General features: G+C 72.1%; 24 protein-coding genes and 1 pseudogene. 13 read left to right on the top strand and 12 right to left on the bottom strand.

Annotated elements, in window-relative coordinates; all coding sequences use genetic code 11:
- Positions 1-4 precede the first annotated feature (4 nt).
- A complete protein-coding gene (locus tag RIU97_RS13935) occupies positions 5-1,504 on the top strand; it encodes a glycoside hydrolase family 3 protein (RefSeq protein WP_404956665.1) in 1,500 nt (499 codons plus the stop codon).
- Positions 1,505-1,660: 156 nt separating this feature from the next.
- Here RIU97_RS13935 and nagB read toward each other — a convergent pair whose 3' ends face one another.
- Together nagB and RIU97_RS13925 are read right to left on the bottom strand one after the other, a co-directional pair.
- Entirely contained in the window at positions 1,661-2,446 is a 786-nt protein-coding gene (gene nagB, locus RIU97_RS13930; protein ID WP_404956663.1) for a glucosamine-6-phosphate deaminase, read from the bottom strand.
- Positions 2,447-2,643: 197 nt separating this feature from the next.
- A complete protein-coding gene (locus RIU97_RS13925; RefSeq protein ID WP_404956661.1) occupies positions 2,644-3,405 on the bottom strand; it encodes an SDR family oxidoreductase in 762 nt (253 codons plus the stop codon).
- A gap of 83 nt (positions 3,406-3,488) precedes the next feature.
- Between RIU97_RS13925 and RIU97_RS13920 the strand changes: the two genes are divergently transcribed.
- The gene (locus RIU97_RS13920) at positions 3,489-4,085 is read left to right on the top strand and encodes a TetR/AcrR family transcriptional regulator (RefSeq protein ID WP_404956659.1); all 597 of its coding nucleotides are present in this window, start codon (positions 3,489-3,491) and stop codon (positions 4,083-4,085) included.
- Between the two features lie 383 nt (positions 4,086-4,468).
- Entirely contained in the window at positions 4,469-5,938 is a 1,470-nt protein-coding gene (locus RIU97_RS13915) for a sensor histidine kinase (RefSeq protein ID WP_404962837.1), read from the top strand.
- Positions 5,939-6,118: 180 nt separating this feature from the next.
- Here the strand turns inward: RIU97_RS13915 and RIU97_RS13910 are convergent, their stop codons facing one another.
- The gene (locus RIU97_RS13910) at positions 6,119-6,376 is read right to left on the bottom strand and encodes a WhiB family transcriptional regulator (RefSeq protein ID WP_003953983.1); all 258 of its coding nucleotides are present in this window, start codon (positions 6,374-6,376) and stop codon (positions 6,119-6,121) included.
- A 324-nt stretch (positions 6,377-6,700) separates the two neighbouring features.
- Complete coding sequence (locus RIU97_RS13905; protein WP_404956657.1) at positions 6,701-7,666, bottom strand: diacylglycerol/lipid kinase family protein; 966 nt, start codon at positions 7,664-7,666, stop codon at positions 6,701-6,703.
- A gap of 84 nt (positions 7,667-7,750) precedes the next feature.
- Here RIU97_RS13905 and RIU97_RS13900 point away from each other — a divergent pair, with 84 nt between their 5' ends.
- Positions 7,751-8,200: a hypothetical protein gene (locus RIU97_RS13900; RefSeq protein ID WP_404956655.1), complete on the top strand. Its 450-nt coding sequence runs from the start codon at positions 7,751-7,753 to the stop codon at positions 8,198-8,200.
- Between the two features lie 21 nt (positions 8,201-8,221).
- On the opposite strand, the gene RIU97_RS13895 is transcribed toward RIU97_RS13900, so the two are convergent.
- From RIU97_RS13895 to RIU97_RS13885, 3 genes are all read right to left on the bottom strand, one after another.
- On the bottom strand, positions 8,222-9,220 hold the full coding sequence (locus RIU97_RS13895) for an RNA polymerase sigma factor SigF (RefSeq protein ID WP_404962836.1): 999 nt from the start codon (positions 9,218-9,220) through the stop codon (positions 8,222-8,224).
- Positions 9,221-9,231: 11 nt separating this feature from the next.
- Positions 9,232-9,645 (bottom strand): anti-sigma regulatory factor, encoded by a 414-nt coding sequence (locus RIU97_RS13890; RefSeq protein ID WP_030012703.1) that lies wholly within the window; start codon positions 9,643-9,645, stop codon positions 9,232-9,234.
- Between the two features lie 202 nt (positions 9,646-9,847).
- The gene (locus tag RIU97_RS13885) at positions 9,848-10,108 is read right to left on the bottom strand and encodes a UBP-type zinc finger domain-containing protein (RefSeq protein WP_404956653.1); all 261 of its coding nucleotides are present in this window, start codon (positions 10,106-10,108) and stop codon (positions 9,848-9,850) included.
- A 54-nt stretch (positions 10,109-10,162) separates the two neighbouring features.
- Between RIU97_RS13885 and RIU97_RS13880 the strand changes: the two genes are divergently transcribed.
- The gene (locus RIU97_RS13880) at positions 10,163-11,743 is read left to right on the top strand and encodes a Na+/H+ antiporter (protein WP_404956651.1); all 1,581 of its coding nucleotides are present in this window, start codon (positions 10,163-10,165) and stop codon (positions 11,741-11,743) included.
- Positions 11,744-11,906: 163 nt separating this feature from the next.
- Here the strand turns inward: RIU97_RS13880 and RIU97_RS13875 are convergent.
- A pseudogene (locus RIU97_RS13875) lies at positions 11,907-12,935 on the bottom strand (1-aminocyclopropane-1-carboxylate deaminase/D-cysteine desulfhydrase); the annotation flags it as partial.
- 24 nt (positions 12,936-12,959) lie between these two features.
- Between RIU97_RS13875 and RIU97_RS13870 the strand changes: the two are divergent.
- Entirely contained in the window at positions 12,960-13,154 is a 195-nt protein-coding gene (locus tag RIU97_RS13870) for a superinfection immunity protein (RefSeq protein ID WP_404956649.1), read from the top strand.
- A gap of 60 nt (positions 13,155-13,214) precedes the next feature.
- Here RIU97_RS13870 and RIU97_RS13865 read toward each other — a convergent pair whose 3' ends face one another.
- From RIU97_RS13865 to RIU97_RS13855, 3 genes are all read right to left on the bottom strand, one after another.
- Positions 13,215-13,805, bottom strand: a complete 591-nt coding sequence (locus RIU97_RS13865; RefSeq protein WP_404956647.1) for an N-acetylmuramoyl-L-alanine amidase — start codon at positions 13,803-13,805, stop codon at positions 13,215-13,217.
- Between the two features lie 128 nt (positions 13,806-13,933).
- Positions 13,934-15,130 carry a globin domain-containing protein gene (locus tag RIU97_RS13860; RefSeq protein ID WP_404956644.1) on the bottom strand — a complete coding sequence of 399 codons (1,197 nt, stop codon included), beginning with the start codon at positions 15,128-15,130 and terminating at the stop codon, positions 13,934-13,936.
- A gap of 172 nt (positions 15,131-15,302) precedes the next feature.
- Complete coding sequence (locus RIU97_RS13855) at positions 15,303-15,758, bottom strand: RrF2 family transcriptional regulator (protein ID WP_404956642.1); 456 nt, start codon at positions 15,756-15,758, stop codon at positions 15,303-15,305.
- Positions 15,759-15,994: 236 nt separating this feature from the next.
- Here RIU97_RS13855 and RIU97_RS13850 point away from each other — a divergent pair, with 236 nt between their 5' ends.
- From RIU97_RS13850 to RIU97_RS13830, 5 genes are all read left to right on the top strand, one after another.
- Positions 15,995-17,401 carry a family 2B encapsulin nanocompartment shell protein gene (locus RIU97_RS13850; RefSeq protein WP_404956640.1) on the top strand — a complete coding sequence of 469 codons (1,407 nt, stop codon included), beginning with the start codon at positions 15,995-15,997 and terminating at the stop codon, positions 17,399-17,401.
- A 5-nt stretch (positions 17,402-17,406) separates the two neighbouring features.
- Positions 17,407-18,450 (top strand): family 2 encapsulin nanocompartment cargo protein polyprenyl transferase, encoded by a 1,044-nt coding sequence (locus tag RIU97_RS13845; RefSeq protein ID WP_404956638.1) that lies wholly within the window; start codon positions 17,407-17,409, stop codon positions 18,448-18,450.
- Positions 18,451-18,583: 133 nt separating this feature from the next.
- Entirely contained in the window at positions 18,584-19,177 is a 594-nt protein-coding gene (locus RIU97_RS13840; RefSeq protein ID WP_404956636.1) for a GNAT family N-acetyltransferase, read from the top strand.
- A gap of 102 nt (positions 19,178-19,279) precedes the next feature.
- Positions 19,280-19,864 (top strand): dihydrofolate reductase family protein, encoded by a 585-nt coding sequence (locus tag RIU97_RS13835; RefSeq protein WP_404956633.1) that lies wholly within the window; start codon positions 19,280-19,282, stop codon positions 19,862-19,864.
- Between the two features lie 61 nt (positions 19,865-19,925).
- Positions 19,926-20,129, top strand: coding sequence for a hypothetical protein (locus RIU97_RS13830; protein ID WP_404956631.1), 204 nt, complete (start codon positions 19,926-19,928; stop codon positions 20,127-20,129).
- A gap of 1 nt (position 20,130) precedes the next feature.
- On the opposite strand, the gene snpA is transcribed toward RIU97_RS13830, so the two are convergent.
- Positions 20,131-20,799: a snapalysin gene (gene snpA / locus RIU97_RS13825; RefSeq protein ID WP_404956629.1), complete on the bottom strand. Its 669-nt coding sequence runs from the start codon at positions 20,797-20,799 to the stop codon at positions 20,131-20,133.
- A gap of 211 nt (positions 20,800-21,010) precedes the next feature.
- On the opposite strand from snpA, the gene RIU97_RS13820 reads away from it, so the two are divergent.
- Both RIU97_RS13820 and RIU97_RS13815 read left to right on the top strand, forming a co-directional pair.
- Positions 21,011-21,943, top strand: coding sequence for a LysR family transcriptional regulator (locus tag RIU97_RS13820; RefSeq protein ID WP_404956627.1), 933 nt, complete (start codon positions 21,011-21,013; stop codon positions 21,941-21,943).
- A gap of 193 nt (positions 21,944-22,136) precedes the next feature.
- Positions 22,137-23,096 (top strand): DUF4097 family beta strand repeat-containing protein, encoded by a 960-nt coding sequence (locus RIU97_RS13815; protein WP_404956625.1) that lies wholly within the window; start codon positions 22,137-22,139, stop codon positions 23,094-23,096.

The raw sequence follows: 23,096 nt of genomic DNA, 5'->3' as shown, positions 1-23,096 counted from the left end.
CGCCATGACTGTCCTTGCGCACCGCACCACGGCGTCCGACGGGAAGGACGGCCTCACCCGGGACGCCCTCGCGGTCCTCCAGCCCGGCTTCGAGGGCACCACCGCCCCCGCCTGGCTGCTCCGCCGGATCGGCGAAGGCCTCACCGCGGTCGGCCTGTTCGGCCGCAACATCGCCTCGCCCGAGCAGCTCGCCGCGCTGACCGCGCAGCTGCGCACCGAGCGGGACGACGTCCTGGTCGCCATCGACGAGGAGGGTGGCGACGTCACCCGCCTGGAGGTCCGCGGCGGTTCGTCCTTCCCCGGCAACCTGGCCCTCGGCGCCGTCGACGACACCGGCCTCACCCGGGACGTCGCCCGCGAGCTGGGCCGCCGCCTCGCCGAGTGCGGGGTCAACCTCAACTGGGCCCCGTCCGCGGACGTCAACTCCAACCCGGACAACCCCGTCATCGGCGTACGGTCCTTCGGCGCCGACACCGGGCTCGCCGCCCGGCACACCGCCGCCTACGTCGAGGGACTGCAGGCCGCCGGCGTCGCCGCCTGCACCAAGCACTTCCCGGGCCACGGCGACACCAACGTCGACTCGCACCACGCCCTGCCGCGCATCGACGTGGACCTGGACACCCTCCAGGCCCGCGAGCTCGTCCCCTTCAAGGCGGCCATCGAGGCCGGCACCAAGGCCGTGATGAGCGCGCACATCCTGGTGCCCGCCCTCGACCCGACCCGCCCGGCCACGCTCAGCCCGCAGATCCTGACCGGCCTGCTGCGCAAGGAGCTCGGCTACGAGGGCCTCATCGTCACCGACGGCATGGAGATGAACGCCATCGCCGGGACGTACGGGATCGAGCGCGGCTCGGTCCTCGCCATCGCGGCGGGCGCCGACGCCATCTGCGTCGGCGGCGGTCTCGCCGACGAGGCCACCGTCCTGCGGCTGCGCGACGCGCTGGTCGCGGCCGTCCGCGAGGGCACGCTCCCCGAGGAGCGCCTCGCCGACGCCGCCGCCCGGGTCCGCGAGCTCGCCGTATGGACCCGCGGAGCCCGGCCGGACGCGCGGCCGGAGGGGAGCCGCGCGTCCGGCATCGGCCTGACGGCGGCCCGCCGCGCCCTGGCCGTCACCGGTTCGGCGCGGCCGCTCTCCGCCCCGTACGTGGCCACCCTCGCGCCCGTCGCGAACATCGCGGTGGGGGACGAGACCCCCTGGGGCGTGGCCGCGGAGCTGGCCTCGCTGCTCCCCGGCACGGAGGCGGGCGCCTACCCGGAGGGCGCCGCGGCCGCGGACATCCTGACGGCGGCGGGGGACCGTACGGTCGTCGCGGTGGTCCGCGACGCGCACCGGCACCCGTGGATGACGGAGGCCCTGGACGCGCTGGTCGCTGCGCGGCCGGACACGGTGGTGGTGGAGATGGGCCTGCCGATGGCTGCGCCGCGGGGTTCGGTGTACATCGCCACCCATGGCGCGTCGCGCGTCTGCGGGCGGGCTGCGGCGGAAGTCATCGCGGGGGCGTAGCCCTGCGGCTGCCGCTGCGCGGGGCCGTCTCCCCGCCCCGCCCCGCCCCGAAACCGGGCAGCGCCCGGAAGGCACCGTGCAGCGCTCCGCACCCGCACACGACACGAAGGGCCTGGTCCCCCAGGGGAGTCCAGGCCCTTCGGCGTGCACGTGCGGCTACAGGCCCTGCCAGGCGGGCTTGTTGGCGTACGTGTGGCGGAAGTAGTCCGCCAGCTTCAGCTTCGACGCGGCGGCCTCGTCCACGACCACGGTCGCGTGCCGGTGCAGCTGCAGCGCGGACGCCGGGACCAGCGCGGACAGCGGGCCCTCGACGGTCTGCGCGACCGCCTCGGCCTTGCCCTCGCCGGTGGCCAGGAGGACCAGGTGGCGGGCGTCGAGGATGGTGCCGATGCCCTGGGTGATGACGTGGTGCGGCACCTGGTCCAGGTCGTCGTCGAAGAAGCGCGCGTTGTCCACGCGGGTCTGCTCGGTCAGCGTCTTGATGCGGGTGCGGGAGGCGAGGGAGGAGCACGGCTCGTTGAAGCCGATGTGGCCGTCCGTGCCGATGCCGAGCAGCTGGAGGTCGACGCCGCCGGCCGCGGCGAGGGCCCGGTCATAGGCCTCGCACGCGCCGACGAGGTCCTCGGCCGAGCCGTCGGGGCCCATGAAGGAGGCCTCGGACAGGCCGAGGGGCTCGACGACCTCGCGCAGCACGACGGCGCGGTAGGACTCCGGGTGTCCGGCCGGCAGGCCGACGTACTCGTCGAGCTGGCAGATGCGGGCCTTGGAGGCGTCGACCCGACCATCCTTGACCTTGGCGGCGAGGGCTTCGTAGATGGGCAGCGGGGTAGAGCCGGTCGCCACGCCGAGCAGGGCGTCGGGCTTGCGGCGTACCAGGGCGGCCATGGCCTCCGCGATGAGCTCGCCGCCTGCCTTGGCGTCCGGGACGATGACAACTTCCACGCGGGGCCTGCCGATCTGGAGTGGTGGTGTGGTATAGACCAATCTAGCAGAGGCCGGCGCGGTCGGCGGGGGTCTCGACGTAATCCATGGTGATCCGGATCCGGGCGCCCGGCCCGCCGGACGGCCGCCCGGCGGAGCGCGGTGCGAGGGCGTCCACGGGACCCCGGGGAGGCGGGTCCCGCTCCCGGGGGCACCCCCTAGATCAGCGCGAGCTGCAGCCCGCCCGTCGCGTCCAGGTGCTGGCCCGTGACCCAGCGGGAGTCGGCCGAGGCCAGGAAGGCCACCACGTCCGCGACCTCCTCCGCCGTGCCCACCCGGTGGAACACGGAGCGGGCGGCCAGGTGGGCCCGGGTCGCGGGGTCCGCGAGCAGGCCCGCGTTCAGGTCCGTCTCGGTGATTCCGGGGCCCACCGAGTTCACGGTGATCCCGCGCGGGGCCAGCTCGGCGGCGAGCGAGCGGGTCATCGCGTTCGCCGCGCCCTTCGCCATGACCGTCGCCAGGATCGCCGGCAGGGCGATCTCGGGGGTGCCGGTCACGTTCACGATCCGGCCCCCGTCCCGCAGCCGCGCCAGCCCGTGCTTGATCACGAAGAACGGCGCCTTGGCGTTGAGGGCGTGCGCGCGGTCGTACGTCTCCTCGTCCGTCCCCTCGATCCCCGCGAAGGTCGCCCCGCCCGCGTTGTTGACCAGGATGTCCACGCCCTCGGTGTGTGCGGGATGGGCCTCGTACGCGGCCCACAGGGCCTGTGCGTCGCCGGGGACCCCGAGTTCGGCCCCGATGGCGAAGGCCCTCCCGCCGGCCGCCCCGATCGCCGCCACCGTCTCCTTCGCCGCCGCCTCGTTGCGCCCGTAGTGCACGGCGACCAGTGCGCCGTCCCGCGCCAGCCGCTCGGCCACGGCCCGCCCGATGCCCCGGCTGCCGCCCGTGACCAGTGCCGTCTTCCCCTTGAGCACGCCCATGACGCGCCCCCCTCCGAAATCGATAGTGGTCGCTACAGAAAGGACCGTACCAGATTCCCTAGCGCCCGCTATAGAATGCGGGCATGGTGACCGGACAGCGCGGCAGACCCCGTTCCTTCGACCGCGACGCCGCCCTCGACAAGGCGATGACCGCCTTCTGGGAGCGCGGCTACGAGGCGACCTCCATCTCCGACCTGACCGCCCTGCTCGGCATCAGCGCGCCCAGCCTGTACGCGGCCTTCGGCGACAAGCGCAAGCTCTTCGACGAGGTCGTGACCGTGTACGGGGGCCGGTACGGGGACTTCGCGAGCGTGGCGCTCGCCGAGGAGCCCACCGCCCGGGCCGCCGTCGAACGCATCCTGCGCGAGGCGGCCGAGGTCTACACCGACCCGGCCCACCCGCGCGGCTGCATGGTGATCAGCGCCGCGATCAACACCACCGCGGACGAGGTGGCGGCGGCCCTGCGCGACCGGCGCAACGCCAACCTGGAGATGTTCGAGAGCCGGATCCGGGCCGACATGGCCACCGGCGTGCTGCCCGCGGACACGGACGCGCGGGCGCTGGCCCGGTACGCGGGGGCCGTGCTTCAGGGGATGTCCCAGCAGTCGCGCGACGGGGCGAGCCGGGAGGAGCTGGAGGCGGTCGCGGCGCGGGCCCTGCTGGCCTGGCCGCCGGCGTAGTCGCCGCGGCCGGGGCGCCGGCCCGGAAATCCGCCCTGAAATTCCTCTGGGCCACGGTGCAGGACGGGACCCTCAGCCCATCCGGCACCGTAGCCCGGAGTACTTACGGCCGACAGGTGTGCGGTTCCCGACGGCCGGTGGGAGGTGCCTGCGCGGTCAGGGCAGAGCGCGCGGCTTACCTCGATCCGTCCTCCTGTGCGGGGAGGGCGGAAGCTTAGTCAATTGTGGACTAGACCATTCTGTTCTGTCCATCCAATGACGGGACGTGGAAACCCGTCGCTTCCTCCAACAGTACGCGGCCCGCGGCCCTCCTGGATACTCCTGAGTACCGTCGTGCGGAAAGTCATCACGCGTACCCGGGGTACGCTCGCAACGTGCCCTCCATGAACGACCTCGTACGCCAGCACACCGCTCTCAGTGAAACCGAACTGGAGTGGCTCCACCTGCTGGTCTCGGAGTGGCAACTGCTCTCCGACCTGTCCTTCGCCGACCTCGTGCTGTGGGTGCCCACCCTCGACGGCACGCGGTACGTCTCGGTCGCCCAGATGCGCCCGAACACCGGCCCGACCTCGTACCAGGACGACATGGTCGGCCACCTGGTCCCGCGCGGCCGCCGTCCGCTGCTGGACGCCGCCCTCGACGAGGGCCGGATCGTGCGCGAGGGCGACCCGGAGTGGCGCGAGGAGGTGCCGGTCCGCGTCGAGTCCATCCCCGTCCGCCGCGAGGGGCGGGTACTGGGAGTGATCGCGCGCAACACCAACCTGCTCACCGTGCGTACACCGAGCCGGCTGGAGCTGACCTACCTCCAGTCCGCCTCCGACCTGGCCCAGATGATCGCCGCGGGCTCCTTCCCCTTCCCCGGCCAGCAGGTCGACATGGACGCCTCCCCGCGCGTCGGCGACGGCCTGATCCGCCTCGACGCCGACGGCGTGGTCACCTACGCGTCCCCGAACGCCCTCTCCGCCTACCACCGGCTCGGCCTCGCCTCCGACCTGGTCGGGCAGCACCTCGGCAACACCACCGCCGAACTGGCCCCCTCCCGCGGACCGGTGGACGAGGCCCTGGTCAAACTCGCCAGCGGCTGGGCCCCCAGGGAGACCGAGATCGAGGGGAACGGCGGGGTCATCCAGCTGCGCGCGATCCCGCTCAAGCCGAAGGGGACCCGGATCGGCTCCCTGGTGCTCTGCCGCGACGTCACCGAACTGCGCCGTCGCGAACGTGAACTCATCACCAAGGACGCGACCATCCGGGAAATCCACCACCGGGTGAAGAACAACCTCCAGACGGTGGCGGCGCTGCTGCGGCTCCAGGCCCGCCGAATGGATTCTCCGCAGGGCCGCGAGGCGCTCAACGAGGCCGTGCGCCGCGTCGGTTCGATCGCGATCGTGCACGAGACGCTCTCTCAGAACCTGGACGAGCGGGTCGAGTTCGACGAGATCGCCGACCGCGTGATCGCGATGGTCTCGGAGATCTCCCCGGGCAAGGTCGACTGCCGGCGCACCGGCCGGTTCGGGATCCTGGACGCGGAGGTCGCCACCCCGCTGTCCATGGTGCTCACCGAGATCCTGCAGAACGCCCTGGAGCACGCCTTCACCCAGGGCGAGCGGGGCACCGTGGAGGTGGCCGCGACCCGCACCGGAACCGGCCGGGCCGACGGGCGACTGCTGATCACCGTGCTCGACGACGGCAGCGGCCTGCCGGAGGGATTCGATCCGCAGCGGGCCGGCAATCTCGGGCTGCAGATCGTACGGACCCTCGTGGAGGGGGAGCTCGGCGGAACGTTCGACATGGTCCGGTCGCAGCCGCGCGGGACCAAGGTCGTCCTCGACCTGCCGTCGAGCCCGCAGAAGTAGCCGTGGCGGTAACGCTCCGTCACCCGAGGTGAGGTGCGGGGGGCCGCACGAATATCACTCGGCGTGACCGGGAAAGCACTGAGCCCCGGACCGAATGGTGATCGGTCCGGGGCTCAAGAGCACGTTGCTGAGCGCTTATTCGGGTACTACGCGCTGCGCGTCGAGGCTCGAAAGTCGTTGTCAGGCGCTGGCGTTGCGCGCCCGGTTGCGAGCGGCGCGGCGCTTCATCGCGCGGCGCTCGTCCTCGCTGAGACCGCCCCAGACGCCGGAGTCCTGACCGGACTCGAGCGCCCACTGCAGGCACTGCTCCATGACGGGGCAACGGCGGCAGACGGCCTTGGCTTCCTCGATCTGCAGCAGCGCAGGACCGGTGTTGCCGATGGGGAAGAAGAGTTCCGGGTCTTCCTCGCGGCAAACGGCGTTGTGACGCCAGTCCATGGCTGCTCCATCTCCTTGTATTGCGGGCACTTTGCTTGTGAATGTGAACGCTTTCACGAATCCCCCCGTGAGGGAAGGGCGGCCGCCCGGTTTCACGCGGGAGACCAGTCTGAGATTCGTGGAGGGGTTCTGGCGATCTGTGCGGGTGCCGGGTTGTGCGGGCTGTCCCGATCGCCATGAAGAGATTCGCAAACCTCGGACGGGGATACAACCCCTTCCGGAAAGTTTTTTTTGATTCGTCGGTGTCTACTAGGTCACACCCCTACATCGTGAGGGTGGACCGGCGTGTAAACGTTCGAGTGAAAGGCCTTCAGGCCCTTCTACTCACACAATCACACGCAGTGCACGGCGTACGCCTGTGAACCGAACGCTGGTCCGCAGTCCGAGGTGGTCTCCGTCCATCTGGAACGGAAGTGGCACCTTCGAATGCAAGGTGAAGTCGGTCAGATCGTGCAGAGACACCGCGTGCTTGCCGTGCGGACCCCGCTCAGGAGTGGAGGTCAGGAGCTGTGTCGCGTAGCGCGCGACGGCCGGAGTTGACAAACGGTCGAGCGCCAATACGTCAAGCGCGGTATCGAACGACGCCTCCGGAGAGGCGTAAAGCGGACGATTGCCCAGATACGTCCACGGTGAGGTGTTGCACACTATCGACAGCACCAGATCCGTCACCGGATCGGCGCCCGGGCGCTCCAGGGTGACCGTGCCGTGCCGCCGGTTCGGCTCCTCCCAGAACTGGCGCACCAGCTGTCGTACGTACAGGGCGTGCGTCGAACGCTTGCCGCGCTCCCGCTGCTGCTCGACCCGCCCCACCACACCCGCGTCGAAGCCGAAGCCCGCGCAGAAGGTGAACCAGCGCGCCGGGACCGACTCGTCCTCCGTGCCGGGGGTGCCGGCCGCCAGGCCCAGCCCCACCGTCCGCTCCCGTTGCTCGCGCAGCGCGTCCAGCAGGGCGCCGGTCGCCTCGACCGCATCGTTGGGCAGCCCCAGGGCGCGCGCGAACACGTTGGTGGAGCCGCCGGGCACCACGGCCAGCCGGGGCAGCCGGTCCGGATCGGGCCCGTTGTGCAGGAGCCCGTTGACCACCTCGTTGACCGTGCCGTCGCCGCCGAGGGCGACGACGAGGTCGAGCCCCTCGTGTGCGGCCTTGCGACCCAGGTCCCGGGCGTGCCCGCGGTACTCGGTGGTCACCGCCTCCAGCTTCATCTCGCTGGCCAGGGCATGGGTCAGGACGTCGCGCGTGCGCGCACTGGTGGTCGTCGCTGCTGGGTTGGCCACGAGAAGTGCACGCATGAGCGCCAGACTACCCACCCCTTCTCGTGCCGACCCTACTGCCCGTCCCCTCCGGGGTCCGGGGCCCGCCGCTACCCTGCTGGAGTGAGTAAGAAGCAGCCTGCGCAGGCCCCCGCCCCCACCGCCGCACCGCCCGCCGGGCTGCCCGGCCGGCTCACCGCCGCCGCCGCGCTCACCGCGCTGGAAGGCCTGGCACTGGCCGGCCTCGGTGTCTACATGCTGTTCGTGGGCATCGCCGGCGACCCGGACTCCCCGCAGCAGGCCGAGACGGGCGGGCTCACCCTGCTGGCCCTCGCCGCGCTGCCGCTGGTCGCCGCCCGCGGGCTGCGCCTGGGTCGCCGCTGGAGCCGCGGCCCGGCGCTGATCACCCAGCTGATGGCGCTGCCGGTGGCCTGGACCCTCTACAGCACCGGCGGCGCGATGATCGCCGCCGCGGTGGCGCTGGCCGTGGCCGCGGTGGCCGTCGTGGCGCTCCTGGTCAATCCGACGGCGACCGAGGCGCTCGGTATCGGGCCCGGCGAACAGGCCCGATAACCGGACGTCCGGCGTCTGGTCCTACTCCTCCACCAGCAGCTTCTCGCGGAGCTGGGCCAGGGTGCGGGCCAGTAGCCGGGAGACGTGCATCTGGGAGATGCCGACCTCCTGGGCGATCTGCGACTGGGTCATGTTTCCGAAGAACCGGAGCAGCAGGATCCGCTTCTCTCGCGGCGGCAGCCCCTCCAGCAGCGGTTTGAGCGACTCGCGGTACTCGACGCCCTCCAGGGCCTCGTCCTCCGAGCCCAGGGTGTCCGCGACCGCCGGCGACTCGTCGTCGGTGTCCGGGACGTCCAGCGAGAGCGTGCTGTAGGCATTGGCCGATTCCAGCCCCTCCAGCACCTCCTCCTCGGAGATCCCCAGCCGTTCGGCCAGTTCGTGCACCGTGGGGGAACGGCCGTGCTGCTGGGAGAGCTCGGCCGTGGCCGTCGTCAGCGAGAGCCGCAGCTCCTGCAGGCGCCGGGGTACCCGAACCGCCCAGCCCTTGTCACGGAAGTGGCGCTTGATCTCGCCGACCACCGTGGGCGTGGCGTACGTGGAGAACTCGACCCCGCGGTCGGGGTCGAACCGGTCCACCGATTTGATGAGGCCGATCGTGGCGACCTGGGTCAGGTCGTCCAGCGGCTCGCCGCGGTTGCGGAAGCGCCTGGCCAGGTGTTCGACCAGCGGCAGGTGCATCCGTACGAGCCGGTTGCGCAGCTCCGCCTTCTCCGCCGACCCGTCGGGCAGCGCCCGCAGTTCGATGAAGAGGGCCCGCGCGCCGCTGCGGTCGCGCGGATCCGGCAGCGCCGGGGTCACCGGGAACACCGGCGCCGCCGGCGCCACGGGGGCCGCGGCCGCCGGTGGCTGTGGTTGGTCGTGCTGGTTCTCGCTCATAGGGCCCGCCCGTCGCTCCGCCGAGTCCAAAAAGCCGTCTTCCGCATCCGCGTCAGCCGGGTGCGGCCGGGCGTGCTGCTGCTCCGGGATGCCGCCGTCGACCTCGTGCCGTACCCGGGGCCGATCCCCGCCCCGCACCGGGATCTCCCCGCCGCTCACGCCGGGCCTGGTCCCGCGCCGCGCTGTTTGTAGAGGCTGATGCTCACCGTCCGGTTCTCCTCGACCGTGGCCTCGACCTTGCCGGCCAGCGCCGACAGGACCGTCCACGCGAACGTGTCACGCTCCGGTGCGCGCCCGTCGGTGGTCGGCGCCGAGACGGTCACCTCCAGCGAATCGTCGATCAGCCGGAACACGCAGCTGAGGACGGAGCCCGGCACGGCCTGCTGGAGCAGGATCGCGCAAGCCTCGTCCACCGCGATGCGGAGGTCCTCGATCTCGTCGAGGGTGAAGTCCAAACGTGCTGCGAGACCGGCCGTGGCCGTGCGCAACACCGACAGGTAGGCACCCGCAGCGGGCAGCCGGACTTCCACGAAGTCCTGAGTCCCGGGCTCGCCTGCGATCTGGGACACCCTCACCTCCAAGGTGGTACGAGCTCTGTTCGCCGGTGACGCTATCGCGATCCGGGCGATCGTGTCGCGGCACCCCTCTTGGCGCCCGCTTGGACACCCGCCTACGGCCAGTGACTGATGGTAAGCCCATGGGTACGCACAGTGGCTAGGGGTCTGCGGGGCCCAAATCGGGGGAACCAGCGGAGGGTTGACCTACCCCGCCTCAGACGATCGAACCGTCGACAAAACACCATCGCCAGGTCTCACCCGGTTCGAAGCTCCGCATCACCGGATGACCGGTCTCCTGATGGTGCGCGGTGGCGTGCCGGAAGGGGGAGGAGTCGCAGCAGGCCACGTGCCCGCACGCGAGGCACATCCGCAGTTGCACGGGATGGCTGCCGAGCGCCAGACATTCGGGACAGGTCTGCGCAGAGGGGATCGGCTCGGGGCGCGGCAGTTCGGCAACATGGGTGCACTCGCTCATGATGACCAGCGTAGAGCCGCGGTGCGGGCACGCGACGGATGAGGTGGATCTTCGATGGAGGTATTGCCGCTGGTGGCGCTCGTCGCGGGCAGCGCGGCCGTCGCGGGGCTGGCCCGCCGTACGCCCGTGCCCGCGCCGCTGCTGCTCGTCGCCGCGGGTCTGCTGGCCGGGTACCTCCCGGGCGTGCCCTCGTACACCCTCGATCCGCACATCGTGCTGCCGCTGCTGCTGCCGCCCCTGCTGCACACGGCCGCCGTGGACAGCTCGTACCTGGACCTGCGGGCCAACATCCGGCCGATCGCGATGCTCTCGGTGGGCTACGTGCTCTTCGCGACGCTCGCCGTCGGCTACGCGGCGTACCTGCTGGTGCCGGGGCTGTCCGTGCCGGTGGCCCTCGTGCTGGGCGCGGTGATCGCGCCGCCCGACGCGGTCGCCGCGACCGCGATCGCCCGCAAGCTCCGGCTGCCGAACCGGATCACGACGATCCTGCAGGGCGAGTCCCTGGTGAACGACGCCACCGCGATCACGGCCTACAAGGTGGCGCTGGCCGCGGCGGTCGGGGTGGGCGCCGGCTGGGCGGGCGGGATCGCGGAGTTCCTGCTGGCATCGGTGGGCGGGATCGGCGTGGGCCTGCTGCTGATGGTGCCGATCCACCACCTGCGCACGCGGCTCAGGGAACCGCTGCTCCAGAACACCCTCTCGCTGCTGATCCCCTTCGTGGCGTACGCGGCGGCCGAGCGGGTGCACGCCTCCGGGGTGCTGGCCGTGGTCGTGGTCGCGCTGTACCTCGGACACCGGAACTGGCAGGTCGACTTCGCCACCCGGCTCCAGGAGGAGGCCGTGTGGAGGGTGGTCGCCTTCGTGCTGGAGTCGGTGGTCTTCGCGCTGATCGGGCTCCAGCTGCCGGTGGTCCTTAAGGGACTGGGGGAGTACGAGGGCCTGCACGCGGCCTGGTACGCGATCGCCGTGTTCCTCGCGGTGGTGGTGGCCCGGTTCGTGTGGGTGTTCCCGGCGACCTTCGTGCCGCGCTGGATCTCCCCGCGGATCCGGGCGCGGGAGCCGGATACCGACTGGAAGTCCCCGGTGATCGTGGGATGGGCCGGGATGCGCGGAGTGGTCTCGCTCGCCATCGCCTTCTCCGTGCCGATGTCGGTGCCGCACCGGAACCTGATCCTCTTCCTGACCTTCACCACCGTCATCGGGACCCTGGTGGTGCAGGGGCTGACGCTGCCGCCCCTGATCAGGGCGCTGAAGCTGCCGCCCAAGGACGTGCAGGCCGAGACGCTGGCGGAGGCGCAGGCCCAGAGCGAGGCCTCGCGGGCGGCGGAGGAGCGGCTGGCGGAGCTGCTGGAGGAACCGGAGAACAGCACTCTGCCGCCGCCGCTGGCGGAGCGGCTGCGGACGGTGCTGGAGCGGCGGCGCAACGCGGTGTGGGAACGGCTGGGCGAGGTCAACCCGCTCACGGGGGAGTCGGCGGACGACGTCTACCGCAGGCTCGCGCGGGACATGATCGAGGCGGAGCGGGAGGTCTTCGTCACGCTGCGGGACCAGCGGCGGATCGACGACGAGATGCTGCGGGCCCTGCTGCGCAGGCTGGACCTGGAGGAGGCGGCGGCGTACCGCGAGTCGACGTAGCCCCTGCGGGTTGCTCGGCAGGCCCCCCGGCGCGGCCATACGGGCGCCACCGCGCAAAGGGTGCGGCGCCGTTGCCCGGGGCTCCCGGCGACCGCTGGGGGTGCCCCCGCGCCTCAGGCTCCCCGGCTACCGCCGGGAGGGGCCCGGGCGAGGCCGAGATGCCCGGCTCCGGGCGGCCGGTGATCACCGCGGCCAGGGTGGTGCCGTGCGGGAAGGCGCCGGAGGCGGTGAGGGTGGTGAGGGCAAACAGGAGCTTGGCCACGTAGATCCGCTCCACCGGGAGGCCGTGCCGGGACTCGAAGTCGGCGGCGAAGGCCTCCAGGGAAGCCGGGACGCGCGCGTAGCCGCCGTGGTGGAACTCCTCGGCCAGGGACCAGTCACCGACCGTGCCGCCGTACGCCTCGGTCTGGAGGGAACGTATCTCCTCAGACAGGAAGCCGCCCGCCAGGACGGGGACGCCCAGCGCCCGCTGCCCGGGGGCGAGGCCGGCGGCCAGGCCCGCCAGGGTCCCGCCGGTGCCGCAGGCCACGGCCACCACGTCGGCCGCACCCCGCAGCTCGTGGCCCAGCCCCGCGCAGCCCGCCAGGGCGAGGGCGTTGCTGCCGCCCTCCGGGACGACGTACGCCCCGCTCGCGGCCGCCTCGTCCAGCAGCAGCGCCAGCGCCTGCGGGTCGGCCTTGGCGCGGTAGCGCGACCGGGACACGAAGTGCAGCCGCATGCCGTCCGCCGCGCAGCGGGCGAGGGAGTCGTTCAGGGGCCGGCCGGCGAGCTCGTCGCCGCGCACGACGCCGACGGTCCGCAGGCCCAGCAGCCGCCCGGCGGCCGCGGTGGCCCGCAGGTGGTTCGAGTACGCCCCGCCGAAGGTGACCAGCGTGTCCTGTCCCGCCTCCACCGCGGCCCGGAGGTTCGGCGCGAGCTTGCGCCACTTGTTGCCGGGCAGCTCCGGATGGACGAGGTCGTCCCGCTTCAGCAGCAGCCGTACGCCGTGCGCCGCGAACCGCTCGTCCGCCGCCTCGACGAGCGGGGACGGCGGGCGCGGCTGCAGGAGCACGTCAAGGTTCGCGGGCCGGTTCACCCGTCCATTGTGGGGCGCCCCTCCCCGGGCCGCCGCATGCCACGGCACGACCGGGCGCGGTCCGGTGCCGAGAGGTTCTTCACGCGCCGGGGGCCATCGGTGATGATGGGGCGTCATATCCGTGTTGACAGTGGGGGATTCATGGGTGGCAGTGATGCAATTCCGTTCGGCGTGGTGGGGCTGTTAGTCATCGTCCTGGCCTATTTCATTCCGACTGCTGTCGCATTCGGCCGAGGGGTGCCCAACAAGGGCTCTGTTCTGGTGGTCAACCTGTTCTTCGGCTGGTCCGTGGTGGGATGGGTGATCGCGCTCGCCATGGCCGCGCGCAGCAGGTAGCAACGCTGCGTCGTCGTCCCCGGCGCGGCGCCGGGGGCGACGGTCTGGAGTCGCGGCCGGTTACTTCAGGCGCTCGCCGATGCGTTCGCGGAGGGAAACCATCGTGAATCCCCTGGGGTCGATCTTGCCCGGCTGCCATTCGAGGTGGCCGATCACCGAGCGGGCGGTCCACCCGTGCGCCCGGCAGAGGGCCGCCGCCGCGCGGGTGACGGCTTCCAGCTGGACCGCCGGCCAGGGGTCCTCGCCGTCGCCGAGGTTCTCGCACTCGAAGCCGTAGAAGTGGCGGTTGCCGTCGGTGTTCGCCTGGTTGTCCGGCGGGAGCCGCTTCTCCGCGATCACCGCCGCCAGGACGTCGGAGTCGCCGAGGCCGGCGTGGTTGGCGCGGCCGTAGCCGACCAGGTGGACCCGGCCGTCCTTGGCGATCACGCCGTGGCAGAGCGGGCCCGGCAGGGCGCTGTGGCCCTCCCGGCAGAGCTGGACGGTGTACGGGGTGCCGCGCGTGACGGTGTGGTGGATCATCACGCCGTGCACCGGGCCCCAGGGCCCCCTGTGGTTGCGGTTGTGGGTGCGCCAGGCGCCGACCTCGACGACGGTCAGACCCTCGCGCCGCAGTGCGTCGATGAACCGGTCCGCGGACATGGGTGCGGCCATGGCCGCCTCCTTCGTTGCGGTGCGCGACGGACACCCTGCGTGTCCGTCTCATCACGCTACGGTTTAGTGGAGGCGACCCTTCCGCGGCTAGTGTTTTCGTACGGCGAGCGAGCCGATCCGGACACGGCTCACGCGGAGGCGAGCCACAGGTCGGGGCCGAACACCTCGTAGTGGATGTCGGCGGCCCGCACGCCTCTGAAGATCAGCTGCTCGCGCACGGAGCGCATGAAGGGCAGCGGCCCGCACAGGTAGGCGTGGGTGCCGGGGGCGACGGGGAGGGCCGAGAGGTCCATGCGGCCCTCCCCGTCGCCCGGCTCCGCCGCCTCCTCGTACCAGAACCGGGCCGAGGCGTCGGCCAGTTTGTGCGTCAGGGCGCGGTGGTCGTCCCGCAGCGGGTGGTCGGCGGGGGAGCGGTCGGCGTGCAGCACCGTCACCGGAGCGGCGTGCCCGGTATCGGCCAGGTGCTCCAGCATGGAGAGCATCGGGGTGCAGCCGATCCCGGCCGAGGCGAGCAGGACCGGAGCGGTCGAGTCCCGCAGGACCAGGTCGCCGTAGGGCGCCGAGACCCGCAGGGTGTCACCGGTGCGGACGCGGGCGTGCAGGTGGTTGGAGACCTCGCCGTCGGGGCCCGCGGCGGCCGGGCCGTGGACCCGCTTGACGGTGATCGCGCGGACCGGGGAGCCGGGCGGGGAGGAGAGGCTGTACTGGCGGATCTGGCGGGCACCGTCCGGGAGCTCGACCTGGACCGAGACGTACTGCCCGGGCTTGAACCCGGGCGCGGGGGCGCCGTCCGCGGGGGTCAGCCGGAAGGTGGCGCAGTCGGCCGTCTCCTCCACCCGGCCGGTGACGGTCCATTCGCGCCACACGTCCCCGGCGGTGACCTGCTGTTCGGCGTAGAGGCGCTCCTCGATGGCGACGAGGGCGCCCGCCATCAGCCAGTAGACCTCGTCCCAGGCCTGGGCGACCTCGGGGGTGACGGCCTCGCCGAGGATCTCCGCGATGGCCGCGAAGAGGTGCTCGTGGACGACCGCGTACTGCTCGCGGGTGACGCCGAGGCTGGCGTGCTTGTGGGCGATGCGGCCGAGCATCACGTCGGGGCGGGTGTCCGGGTGCTCCACGAGGTGGACGGCGAAGGCGGCGACGGACCCGGCCAGGGCCTGCTTCTGGAGACCGGCGTTCTGGTTGCCGCGGTTGAAGAGGTCCCGGATCAGCGCCGGGTGGGCCGCGAAGAGCTTCGTGTAGAAGAGCTCCGTGATCTCGCCCATCGCCGCCCCGACGGCGGGCAGGGTGGCGCGTACGGTCGCGGTCGACTTCTCGGAAAGCATCGTGACTCCTCGCGTGAGCTGAGTAATTGGTATGTGAGATGCGTATTTTTATGGTCGCGGAAATGTGCGTCCGGTGGCGGCCGGGGGTCGTACGGACTTCTGTTCGGAAGCCTTGGCGGGGCTGGTCCGGCGGGGGCGTCGGGGGGTGGGAACCGGCCATCCGGCCCGGAGGTCAGGGCCCGTCGGCCCCCGTGGGCGCCCGCCCGGAAATGCCCAGCAGGAGCGGTCCGGTCGGGGCCGCCACCAGGTCGTTCACCGTCAGGGGGTCCAGCGCGGCGAAGAAGGCCTCCTGGGCCCTGCGCAGGGCCCCGCGCAGCAGGCAGGCGCCGCGCAGCGGGCAGGGGGTGGTGCCGTCGCAGTCCACGACGTCGCCCGCGCCCTCCAGCTCGCGCACCACCCCGCCCACCGAGGCGGTCCGCCCGGCGGAGGTCAGGGTGAGCCCGCCGCCGCGGCCGCGCCGCGCCTCGACCAGCCCGAGGTGCTGCAGCCTGGCGACCACTTTGGCCGTGTGGGTGTACGGGACCTCCATGGTCGCCGCCACGTCACGGGTGGTCGGGAGTTCGGTCTCCTCGACCGCCAGGCGCATCAGGACGCGCAGCGCCAGGTCGGTGAATCGGGTCAGCCGCATGGGCCCACGGTAGGAAACTTGCATCTCATCTGCAACTTAAGGCGATGTGCACCGGGCCGTCTGGCCGAAATCGATGGGGTGCGAGGGGCTCGCGGGGCGCCTGGGGGAGGAGGGGAGCCCGAAAGGGTGCCCCGCACCCCGGCGGAGTAGTCCCACCCTTTTGTGTAATGGTCCCATCACGTTCTGTACTGAAAGGCTGACCCCGCAGATCCATGGAGTGATCGAAAGGGAAATACATGTCGGTCCAGGCAGGTTCCGAACCCGAGGCCCAGGCACCACAGCGCAGTCTCGGGACGACGGCCGCGCGGAACTTGGCAACCACCACCAAGTCCGCGCCGCAGATGCAGGAGATCACCTCGCGGTGGCTCCTGAAGATGCTGCCGTGGGTGTCGGTGCAGGGCGGCACGTACCGGGTCAACCGCCGGCTGAGCTACTCGGTGGGCAACGGCGTCGTCGAGTTCGTCAAGACCGGTACCCAGGTCCAGGTGATCCCCGCCGAGCTCGGTGAGCTCCCGCTGCTGCGCGACTACGAGGACCTCGACGCCCTCGGTGAACTGGCCCAGCGGTGCCGCCAGATCGACTTCGAGGCCGGCCAGGAGCTGACCGCCTTCGGCAGCCCCGCCGACCAGGTGTTCCTGCTCGCCCACGGCCGCATCGACCAGATCGGCCCCGGCCCCTACGGCGACGACGCGGTCCTGCAGACCGTGGCCGACGGCGCGTACTTCGGCGAGGACTCCCTCGTCGATGAAGAATCGATTTGGGAGTACACCGCCCGCGCCGCCACCGCCGGCACCGCGCTGGTCCTGACCCGCCAGGACTTCCAGCTGCTCGCCGACCGGGTCGACTCGCTGCGCGAGCACCTGGAGAACGTACGGACGCTGCCCGCCCAGCGCACCAACAAGTACGGCGAGGCCGTGATCGACCTCTCCGCCGGCCACCAGGGCGAGGCCGTCCTCCCCGGCACCTTCGTGGACTACGAGGCGCGCCCGCGCGAGTACGAGCTCTCCATTGCACAAACGGTCCTGCGGGTGCACAGCCGCGTCGCGGACCTCTACAACCACCCGATGAACCAGACCGAGCAGCAGTTGCGGCTCACGGTCGAGGCGCTGCGCGAGCGCCAGGAGCACGAGATGCTCAACAACCGCGACTTCGGCCTGCTCCACAACGCCGACTACGACCAGCGCATCCAGCCCCACGACGGCGCGCCCAGCCCCGACGACATGGACCAGCTGCTCAGCATGCGGCGGGGCTCCAAGCTCTTCCTGGCCCACCCCAAGGCGATCGCCGCCTTCGGCCGCGAGTGCAACAAGCGGGGGCTCTACCCGGAGTCGGTGGAGATCAACGGCAACCGGGTGCCGTCCTGGCGCGGGGTGCCGATCTTCCCGAGCAACAAGATCCCGATCAGCGACGCCCTGACCACGTCCATCCTGTGCATGCGCACCGGCGAGGACGAGCAGGGCGTGATCGGCCTGCACCAGCCGGGCATCCCGGACGAGATCGAGCCGAGCCTGTCGGTCCGCTTCATGGGGATCAGCGAGCAGGCGATCATCTCGTACCTGGTCACCGCCTACTTCTCCGCCGCCGTGCTGGTGCCGGACGCGCTCGGCGTGCTGGAGAACGTCGAGATCGGCCGCTGGCGCTGAGTACGGTGAACGCCACCGCGACCGGTGAGGGCCAGGAGGCCGCCGCCCTCCTGGAACGGACGAGGGAAACGGTCAATCCGGAGCTGCGCCGGACGGTCGAGAGCCTGCCCGGGGGGATGCGCCGCGTGGCGATGTACCACTTCGGCTGGGAGTGCGAGGACGGCACTCCGGCCGAGGGCAACGCCGGCAAGGCCATCCGGCCGGCCCTGGTCCTGGCCGCGGCCCAGGCCCTTGCCGGGCCGGGGGCGGGCAAGGGCGACGAAGCCGTACGGGCGGCGGTGGCCGTGGAGCTGGCGCACAACTTCACGCTGCTGCACGACGATGTCATCGACAAGGACGTCCGGCGGCGCGGCCGTGCCACCGCCTGGACCGTCTTCGGCATTCCGGACGCGATCATCACGGGCGACGCCATGATGGCGCTCGCGCTGCGGCAGCTCGCGGAGGATCCGCATCCGGCCTCGGCGGCGGCCTCGTCCCGCCTCGCCGCGTGCGTCATCGAGCTGTGCGCCGGCCAGCAGGCGGACTGCGCCTTCGAGCAGCGTCCGGACGTCTCGCTCGACGAGTGCCTGGCCATGGCCACGGCCAAGACGGGGGCGCTGCTGGGCTGCGCGTGCGCGCTCGGCGCGCTGTACGCGGGGGCCGGGCCGGACGAGGTCGACGCCATGGACGCCTTCGGGCGCGAGGCCGGGCTGGCCTTCCAGCTGATCGACGACCTGATCGGCATCTGGGGGGATCCGGGGCACACAGGCAAGCCCGCCGGGGCCGATCTGATCGCCCGCAAGAAGTCCCTCCCGGTCGTGGCCGCCCTCACCTCGGGCACCGCGGCGGGCGAGGAGCTGGCCGCCCTCTACGCGGGTCCCATGACCGGGGACGACGTGCGCGCCGCGGCGGACGCGGTGGACCGGGCCGGCGGGCGCGACTGGGCGCAGGCCCATGCCGCGGACCGGATGGGGCGGGCGGTCCAGCAGCTGTCCCGCGCCGTACCGGACCTCGCGGCGGCGGGCGGGCTGCTGGCACTCGCGGAGTTCGTGACGCGCCGCACGCGGTGAGCCCGGCGCGATCGGCAGGACACGGCCGAGGCCCGTTCCGGCACGGCACGGTGCCGGAACGGGCCTTACCGCGGCTCCGCGTCAACTCTAGGATCGCTCAAGGTTGTTGACGCGTGAGCGAAGGGTGTGACCAGTGGTGCTGGAGATACGTCAGGCGGATCAGTCGGACCGGGACGCGGTGGCACGGCTGCTCGACGAGGCCTTCCGCACGGACCCGGTGAGCAGCTGGGTCTTCCCGGACCCGGAGCACCGGGCCGCGGTGCACGGGAAGTTCCTCGGCGTCTTCGTGGACGTGGCGCTGGCCGAGGGGCGGATCGACTACGCGGTGGACGGCTCGGCGGCCGCGCTGTGGCTGCGGATCCCGGCGGGCGAGCCCGAGGGGGAGGACGAGGTCCCGGCGCGGATGCGCGCGGTGGCCGACCCGGACAACGAGCGGTGCGAGCTGGTCGGCCGGCTGACGGGCGCGGTGCACCCGACGGCCGAGGAGCACGAGTACCTGCTGATGATCGCGGTGGCCCCGGGCCGGCAGGGGCAGGGGCTGGGCAGCGAGCTGATGCGGCCGGTGCTGGAGCGCTGCGACCGCGAGGGCGTGCCGGCGTACCTGGAGGCGAGCAGCGAGCGGAGCAAGGGGCTGTACGAGCGGCTCGGGTGGGAGTTCACGGGTGACGCAGTGCGGCTGCCGGAGGGGCCGCTGATGTGGCCGATGTGGCGCAAGCCGCGCGGGTAGGCGGGCCGGGGCGCGCGTGAGGGCTTGCGTAACCACTTCAGGTGAAGTACTTTCCTCGACGTGCCTTCGACGCGGGGGCACTGTCGAACGGAAGAGAATCGCTTGCGCAAGCTCACGTACTTCATCGCCACGTCGGTCGACGGCTTCATCGGGGCCCCGGACGGCGACGGCGCATTCTTCTACGCCCACGTCGACGCGGAGTTCACCGAGTTCCTCAAGGCCGAGTACCCGGAGACCATCGCGGCCCAGGGACGTGCGGCCCTCGGGATCGCCGACGCCGAGCCGAAGCGCTTCGACGCGGTGCTCATGGGCCGGAACACCTACGAGCCGGGCCTCAAGGCGGGCATGACCAGCCCCTACGGCCACCTGCCCGGGCAGTACGTCGTCTCCCGCACGCTCACCACGTCGCCGGACCCGCAGGTCGAGCTGATCTCCGGGGACATCGCGGCCGAGGTCCGTGAGCTCAAGGCCCGGGACGGCCTGGACATCTGGCTCTGCGGCGGAGCCGACCTCGCGGCCCAGCTGATCGACGAGATCGACGAGTTCGTCGTCAAGACCTACCCGATCTTCCTGGGCACCGGCATGCCGATGTCGCGGGCCGGGTTCGGGGTGCGCCCCCTGGAGCTCACCGGGGTCAAGGTCCTCGGCGGCGGCCAGACCGTCACCTCGTACGCCGTCAAGCGCTGATCCCGCCGGCCCCCGGGGCCTTTCCGGCCCCAAAAGCGCCGGACCGGCCTACCGTGGAGGTATGGCCGGTGAACAGCAGCAGCGCGCACACGAGACGGTCGCCCCGCAGGCCGGGCACGAACAGCAGACGTGCCCGGCGTGCGGGCGCCGCGTCGACACGGTGGTCAGACGGCGCAAGTCGCTCGGGATCTTCATTCCGGTGTGGGGCCGCGGCCCCTGCCGGAATCCGGGATGCCCCGATTACGCGGATCCCGAGGAGCGGTGACTCAGCCCTTGGCGGCGAGTTCCTTCGTGCCCAGGCCGGAGGCGAAGCCGTTGGCCCAGAGCTGGTTGACGCGCGCCCGCTCGGCCGAGTTCGGGTTGGCGTTCTGGCACGAGGTGCCCGGTCCGCCGCCCGACATCAGCTCGGAGCACGGGCCCGAGTAGTGGTCGGGCAGGCCCAGCACGTGGCCGGTCTCGTGCGCGGTCACGCGGGTGGAGTTGTACTGCTGGTTCTGCCGGTAGTCGAGGAAGATGTAGCCGCGTCCGTGCCCGTCCGTGCTCGCGTACGAGCCGCGTGAGTCGTTGCCCTCGCGGTACGAGAAGTTCCCGCCGGAGGACACCTCCTGCAGTCTGACGTTGCTCACCGAGCTGTTCCAGATCTGCGTGGAGCGGGCTATCTGGCTGCGGAAGCTGGGCGCACTGCGGGTGTTGTACGTGACGGTCACGGCGAGGACGCCGGGGTTCGCGGCGCGCTGCTCGGCGACCGAACGCTGCACGGCCTCGAAGAAGGCGCGGTTGGCGGCCTCGTTCTCCTGCGAGCCCGCGTACGCGGCGTAACTGGCGGCATTGCCGACGGGGGCGGGAGCGGCGCTGGCGGTGGGGGTGACGCCGAGGGCGGCGGCGAGGCCGAGGCCGACGGTCGTGGCCAGAACTGCCTTACGGGAGTGGCGCATGTGGGGGAGCTCCTACTCGTCCGGTGCGGTGGGGGGTGGGTCGTTCGGTACCGGAGTCTGCGGGAGTTCACTGGCCCGGCGGATGATGTCACTCCCCGATAGCGCCGGCCTATCGGGAAGATTTCGACAGCCCAACTAGCGTGAGAATGGCGGGATTCGGGGGGCTATCAGCGGCTGGTGCGGTCCACCGGGACCGGCCTACTCTCGGCTCATGGAGCTTGAGGTCAGGCACCTGCGCGCGCTGTGCGCCATCGCCGACGCCGGGAGCCTGCACAAGGCGGCCCGGCAACTCGGCGTGAGCCAGCCCTCCTTGACGACCCAGCTGCGCCGCATCGAACGGGCCCTGGACGGCGAGCTGTTCCTGCGCGAGCGGACCGGCTGCCGGCCCACCCCCTTCGGCCGGACCGTACTGGGCCGGGCCCGGCCGCTGCTCGCCGAGATGGCCGCGCTGGTGGCCGAGGCCCGCGCGCTGGCCCGCGGACCGCGGCTGCGCATCGGCTCCACGGCCAGCCGGGCGCTGCCGGGATGGCTGAGGCGGCTGCACCGGCGCCTGCCGGACACCGAGACCTCGCTGGTGGTGGACGTGTCCGCCAACGCGCTCCTGCGGATGGTGGCCTCGGGGCAGCTGGACGTGGCGTTCGTGCACGAGGTGGAGGGCAGCCCGCTGCGGGTGCCGGCCGGCCTGCAGATGCACGTGCTGATGGAGCGGGAGCCGCAGTTCGTGTCGATGTCCCGGGACCATCCGGCCGCCGGGCAGTCGGTGGTCTCCTTACGGGACCTGGCCGCCGACCGGTGGATGGTGGACCCCTCGGTCGACGGCGAGTGGGACGGGCTGCGGCGGGTCTTCGCCGGAGCCGGGCTCGACCCGCCCGTCCTCCACGCCGACTACCACACGGCGACCTCGCTGATCATCTCCGGCGAGGCGGTCGCGCCCTGCCAGCCGACGTCCGGGCCGCGCGAGGACATGGCGATCCGGCCGCTGTCGGGGGACCCCCTAGCCGTCCGCCTGCTGCTGGCGACCCGGCCCGGCGCCCACGCGGAGGTCTACGAGGACCTGCGCGCCGCCTATCGCGAGGCGGCCCTGCGCACGCCCCCGTACCGCGCCTGGCTGCACCACCACGCGAGCCCCCTGCTGGCGGCCTGACGGGCCCCGGGGCCCGCGCCCCTGATCCACACCGCACGCCGGTGGCGCCGGATTACCCGGCCCCACCGGCGTTTTCGGCATGCCCGCACACGGGCTTGACTTCCCTCGGCCGCGATATATCGTGTTGTTCAGAAGACGCGATATGTTGCGTGCGTCGAGCCCGGTCCGTGAACGCACGAGGAGGATCAGCACCATGGCAGAGCAGTCGTCCCGGCCGTCGCCTTCGCAGTCGACCTGGCACATCGCCGAACCGCGGAAAGTCGCCTTCGAGGCGCCGGTGACCGAGCTGCGCGTACGCGTCGTGAGCGGCACGGTGAACGTGGTCGCCGCCGAGGAGGGCCCGGCCCGCCTGGAGGTGACCGAGGTCGACGGACCGCCGCTGTACGTGGTGCAGGACGGCGACACCCTCACCGTCTCCTACGAGGACGTGCCCTGGAACGGCTCCCAGGGCCTCAAGCAGTGGTTCGAGTCGAAGCCCTGGAAGGCCTGGTCCTCCGGTTCCGCCGCCGGCCGCAAGGCCTGGGAGCGCAGCGCCGCGATCACCCTCACCGTCCCCGCCGCCACCCGGGTGCAGGTGGCCGCGGTCGATGCGACCGCCTTCGTCTCCGGCATCTCCGGCGGCACCGAAGTCACGGGGGTCTCCGGTGACGCCACGCTGGTCGGGCTCTCCGGCCGGGTCAAGGCGCACACCGTCTCCGGCGGCGTCGAGGCCCAGTCCGTCACCGGCGACCTCCGCTTCCACTCGGTGTCCGGCGGCCTGACGGTCGTCGACGGCGCGGGCGTGAGCGTACGGGCCGACTCGGTCAGCGGCGACATGCTCATCGACCTGGACCTCGGCCCGGCGGCCGCGCGCCCCGTGGACATCGCGCTGAATTCCGTGTCCGGCCAGGTCGCGATCCGCCTCCCGCACCCCGCCGACGCCCGCGTGGAGGCCAATACCGCCACCGGCGGCGTCTCCAATGCCTTCGAGGACCTGCGGGTCTCCGGCCAGCTGGGCGCCAAGCGGATCACCGGCACCCTCGGATCCGGCTCCGGCACCCTGCGGGCCACCACCGTCTCCGGCGGCATCGCGCTGCTGCGCCGCCCGCAGGACGACGCCGACGCCCCCGCGTCCGCCGCCGCTCCCCTCCCGCTCGACAAGAAGGTGCTCTGA

Origin of the sequence: Streptomyces sp. 147326, assembly GCF_045000215.1 — a bacterium.
Taxonomy (GTDB): domain Bacteria; phylum Actinomycetota; class Actinomycetes; order Streptomycetales; family Streptomycetaceae; genus Streptomyces.
Note: the sequence above shows the minus strand (reverse complement) of the source record. Positions and strands in the feature narration are given on the sequence as shown.

Coding starts and splice junctions, on each gene's coding strand:
- RIU97_RS13915 (WP_404962837.1), top strand. CDS start 4,469: ATGAACGACCTCGTACGCCAGCACACCGCTCTCAGTGAAACCGAACTG.
- RIU97_RS13880 (WP_404956651.1), top strand. CDS start 10,163: ATGGAGGTATTGCCGCTGGTGGCGCTCGTCGCGGGCAGCGCGGCCGTC.
- RIU97_RS13885 (WP_404956653.1), bottom strand. CDS start 10,108: ATGAGCGAGTGCACCCATGTTGCCGAACTGCCGCGCCCCGAGCCGATC.
- RIU97_RS13910 (WP_003953983.1), bottom strand. CDS start 6,376: ATGGACTGGCGTCACAACGCCGTTTGCCGCGAGGAAGACCCGGAACTC.
- RIU97_RS13920 (WP_404956659.1), top strand. CDS start 3,489: ATGGTGACCGGACAGCGCGGCAGACCCCGTTCCTTCGACCGCGACGCC.
- RIU97_RS13820 (WP_404956627.1), top strand. CDS start 21,011: ATGGAGCTTGAGGTCAGGCACCTGCGCGCGCTGTGCGCCATCGCCGAC.
- RIU97_RS13905 (WP_404956657.1), bottom strand. CDS start 7,666: ATGCGTGCACTTCTCGTGGCCAACCCAGCAGCGACGACCACCAGTGCG.
- RIU97_RS13925 (WP_404956661.1), bottom strand. CDS start 3,405: ATGGGCGTGCTCAAGGGGAAGACGGCACTGGTCACGGGCGGCAGCCGG.
- RIU97_RS13865 (WP_404956647.1), bottom strand. CDS start 13,805: ATGGCCGCACCCATGTCCGCGGACCGGTTCATCGACGCACTGCGGCGC.
- RIU97_RS13935 (WP_404956665.1), top strand. CDS start 5: ATGACTGTCCTTGCGCACCGCACCACGGCGTCCGACGGGAAGGACGGC.
- RIU97_RS13855 (WP_404956642.1), bottom strand. CDS start 15,758: ATGCGGCTGACCCGATTCACCGACCTGGCGCTGCGCGTCCTGATGCGC.
- RIU97_RS13850 (WP_404956640.1), top strand. CDS start 15,995: ATGTCGGTCCAGGCAGGTTCCGAACCCGAGGCCCAGGCACCACAGCGC.
- RIU97_RS13860 (WP_404956644.1), bottom strand. CDS start 15,130: ATGCTTTCCGAGAAGTCGACCGCGACCGTACGCGCCACCCTGCCCGCC.
- RIU97_RS13815 (WP_404956625.1), top strand. CDS start 22,137: ATGGCAGAGCAGTCGTCCCGGCCGTCGCCTTCGCAGTCGACCTGGCAC.
- RIU97_RS13830 (WP_404956631.1), top strand. CDS start 19,926: ATGGCCGGTGAACAGCAGCAGCGCGCACACGAGACGGTCGCCCCGCAG.
- snpA (WP_404956629.1), bottom strand. CDS start 20,799: ATGCGCCACTCCCGTAAGGCAGTTCTGGCCACGACCGTCGGCCTCGGC.
- RIU97_RS13870 (WP_404956649.1), top strand. CDS start 12,960: ATGGGTGGCAGTGATGCAATTCCGTTCGGCGTGGTGGGGCTGTTAGTC.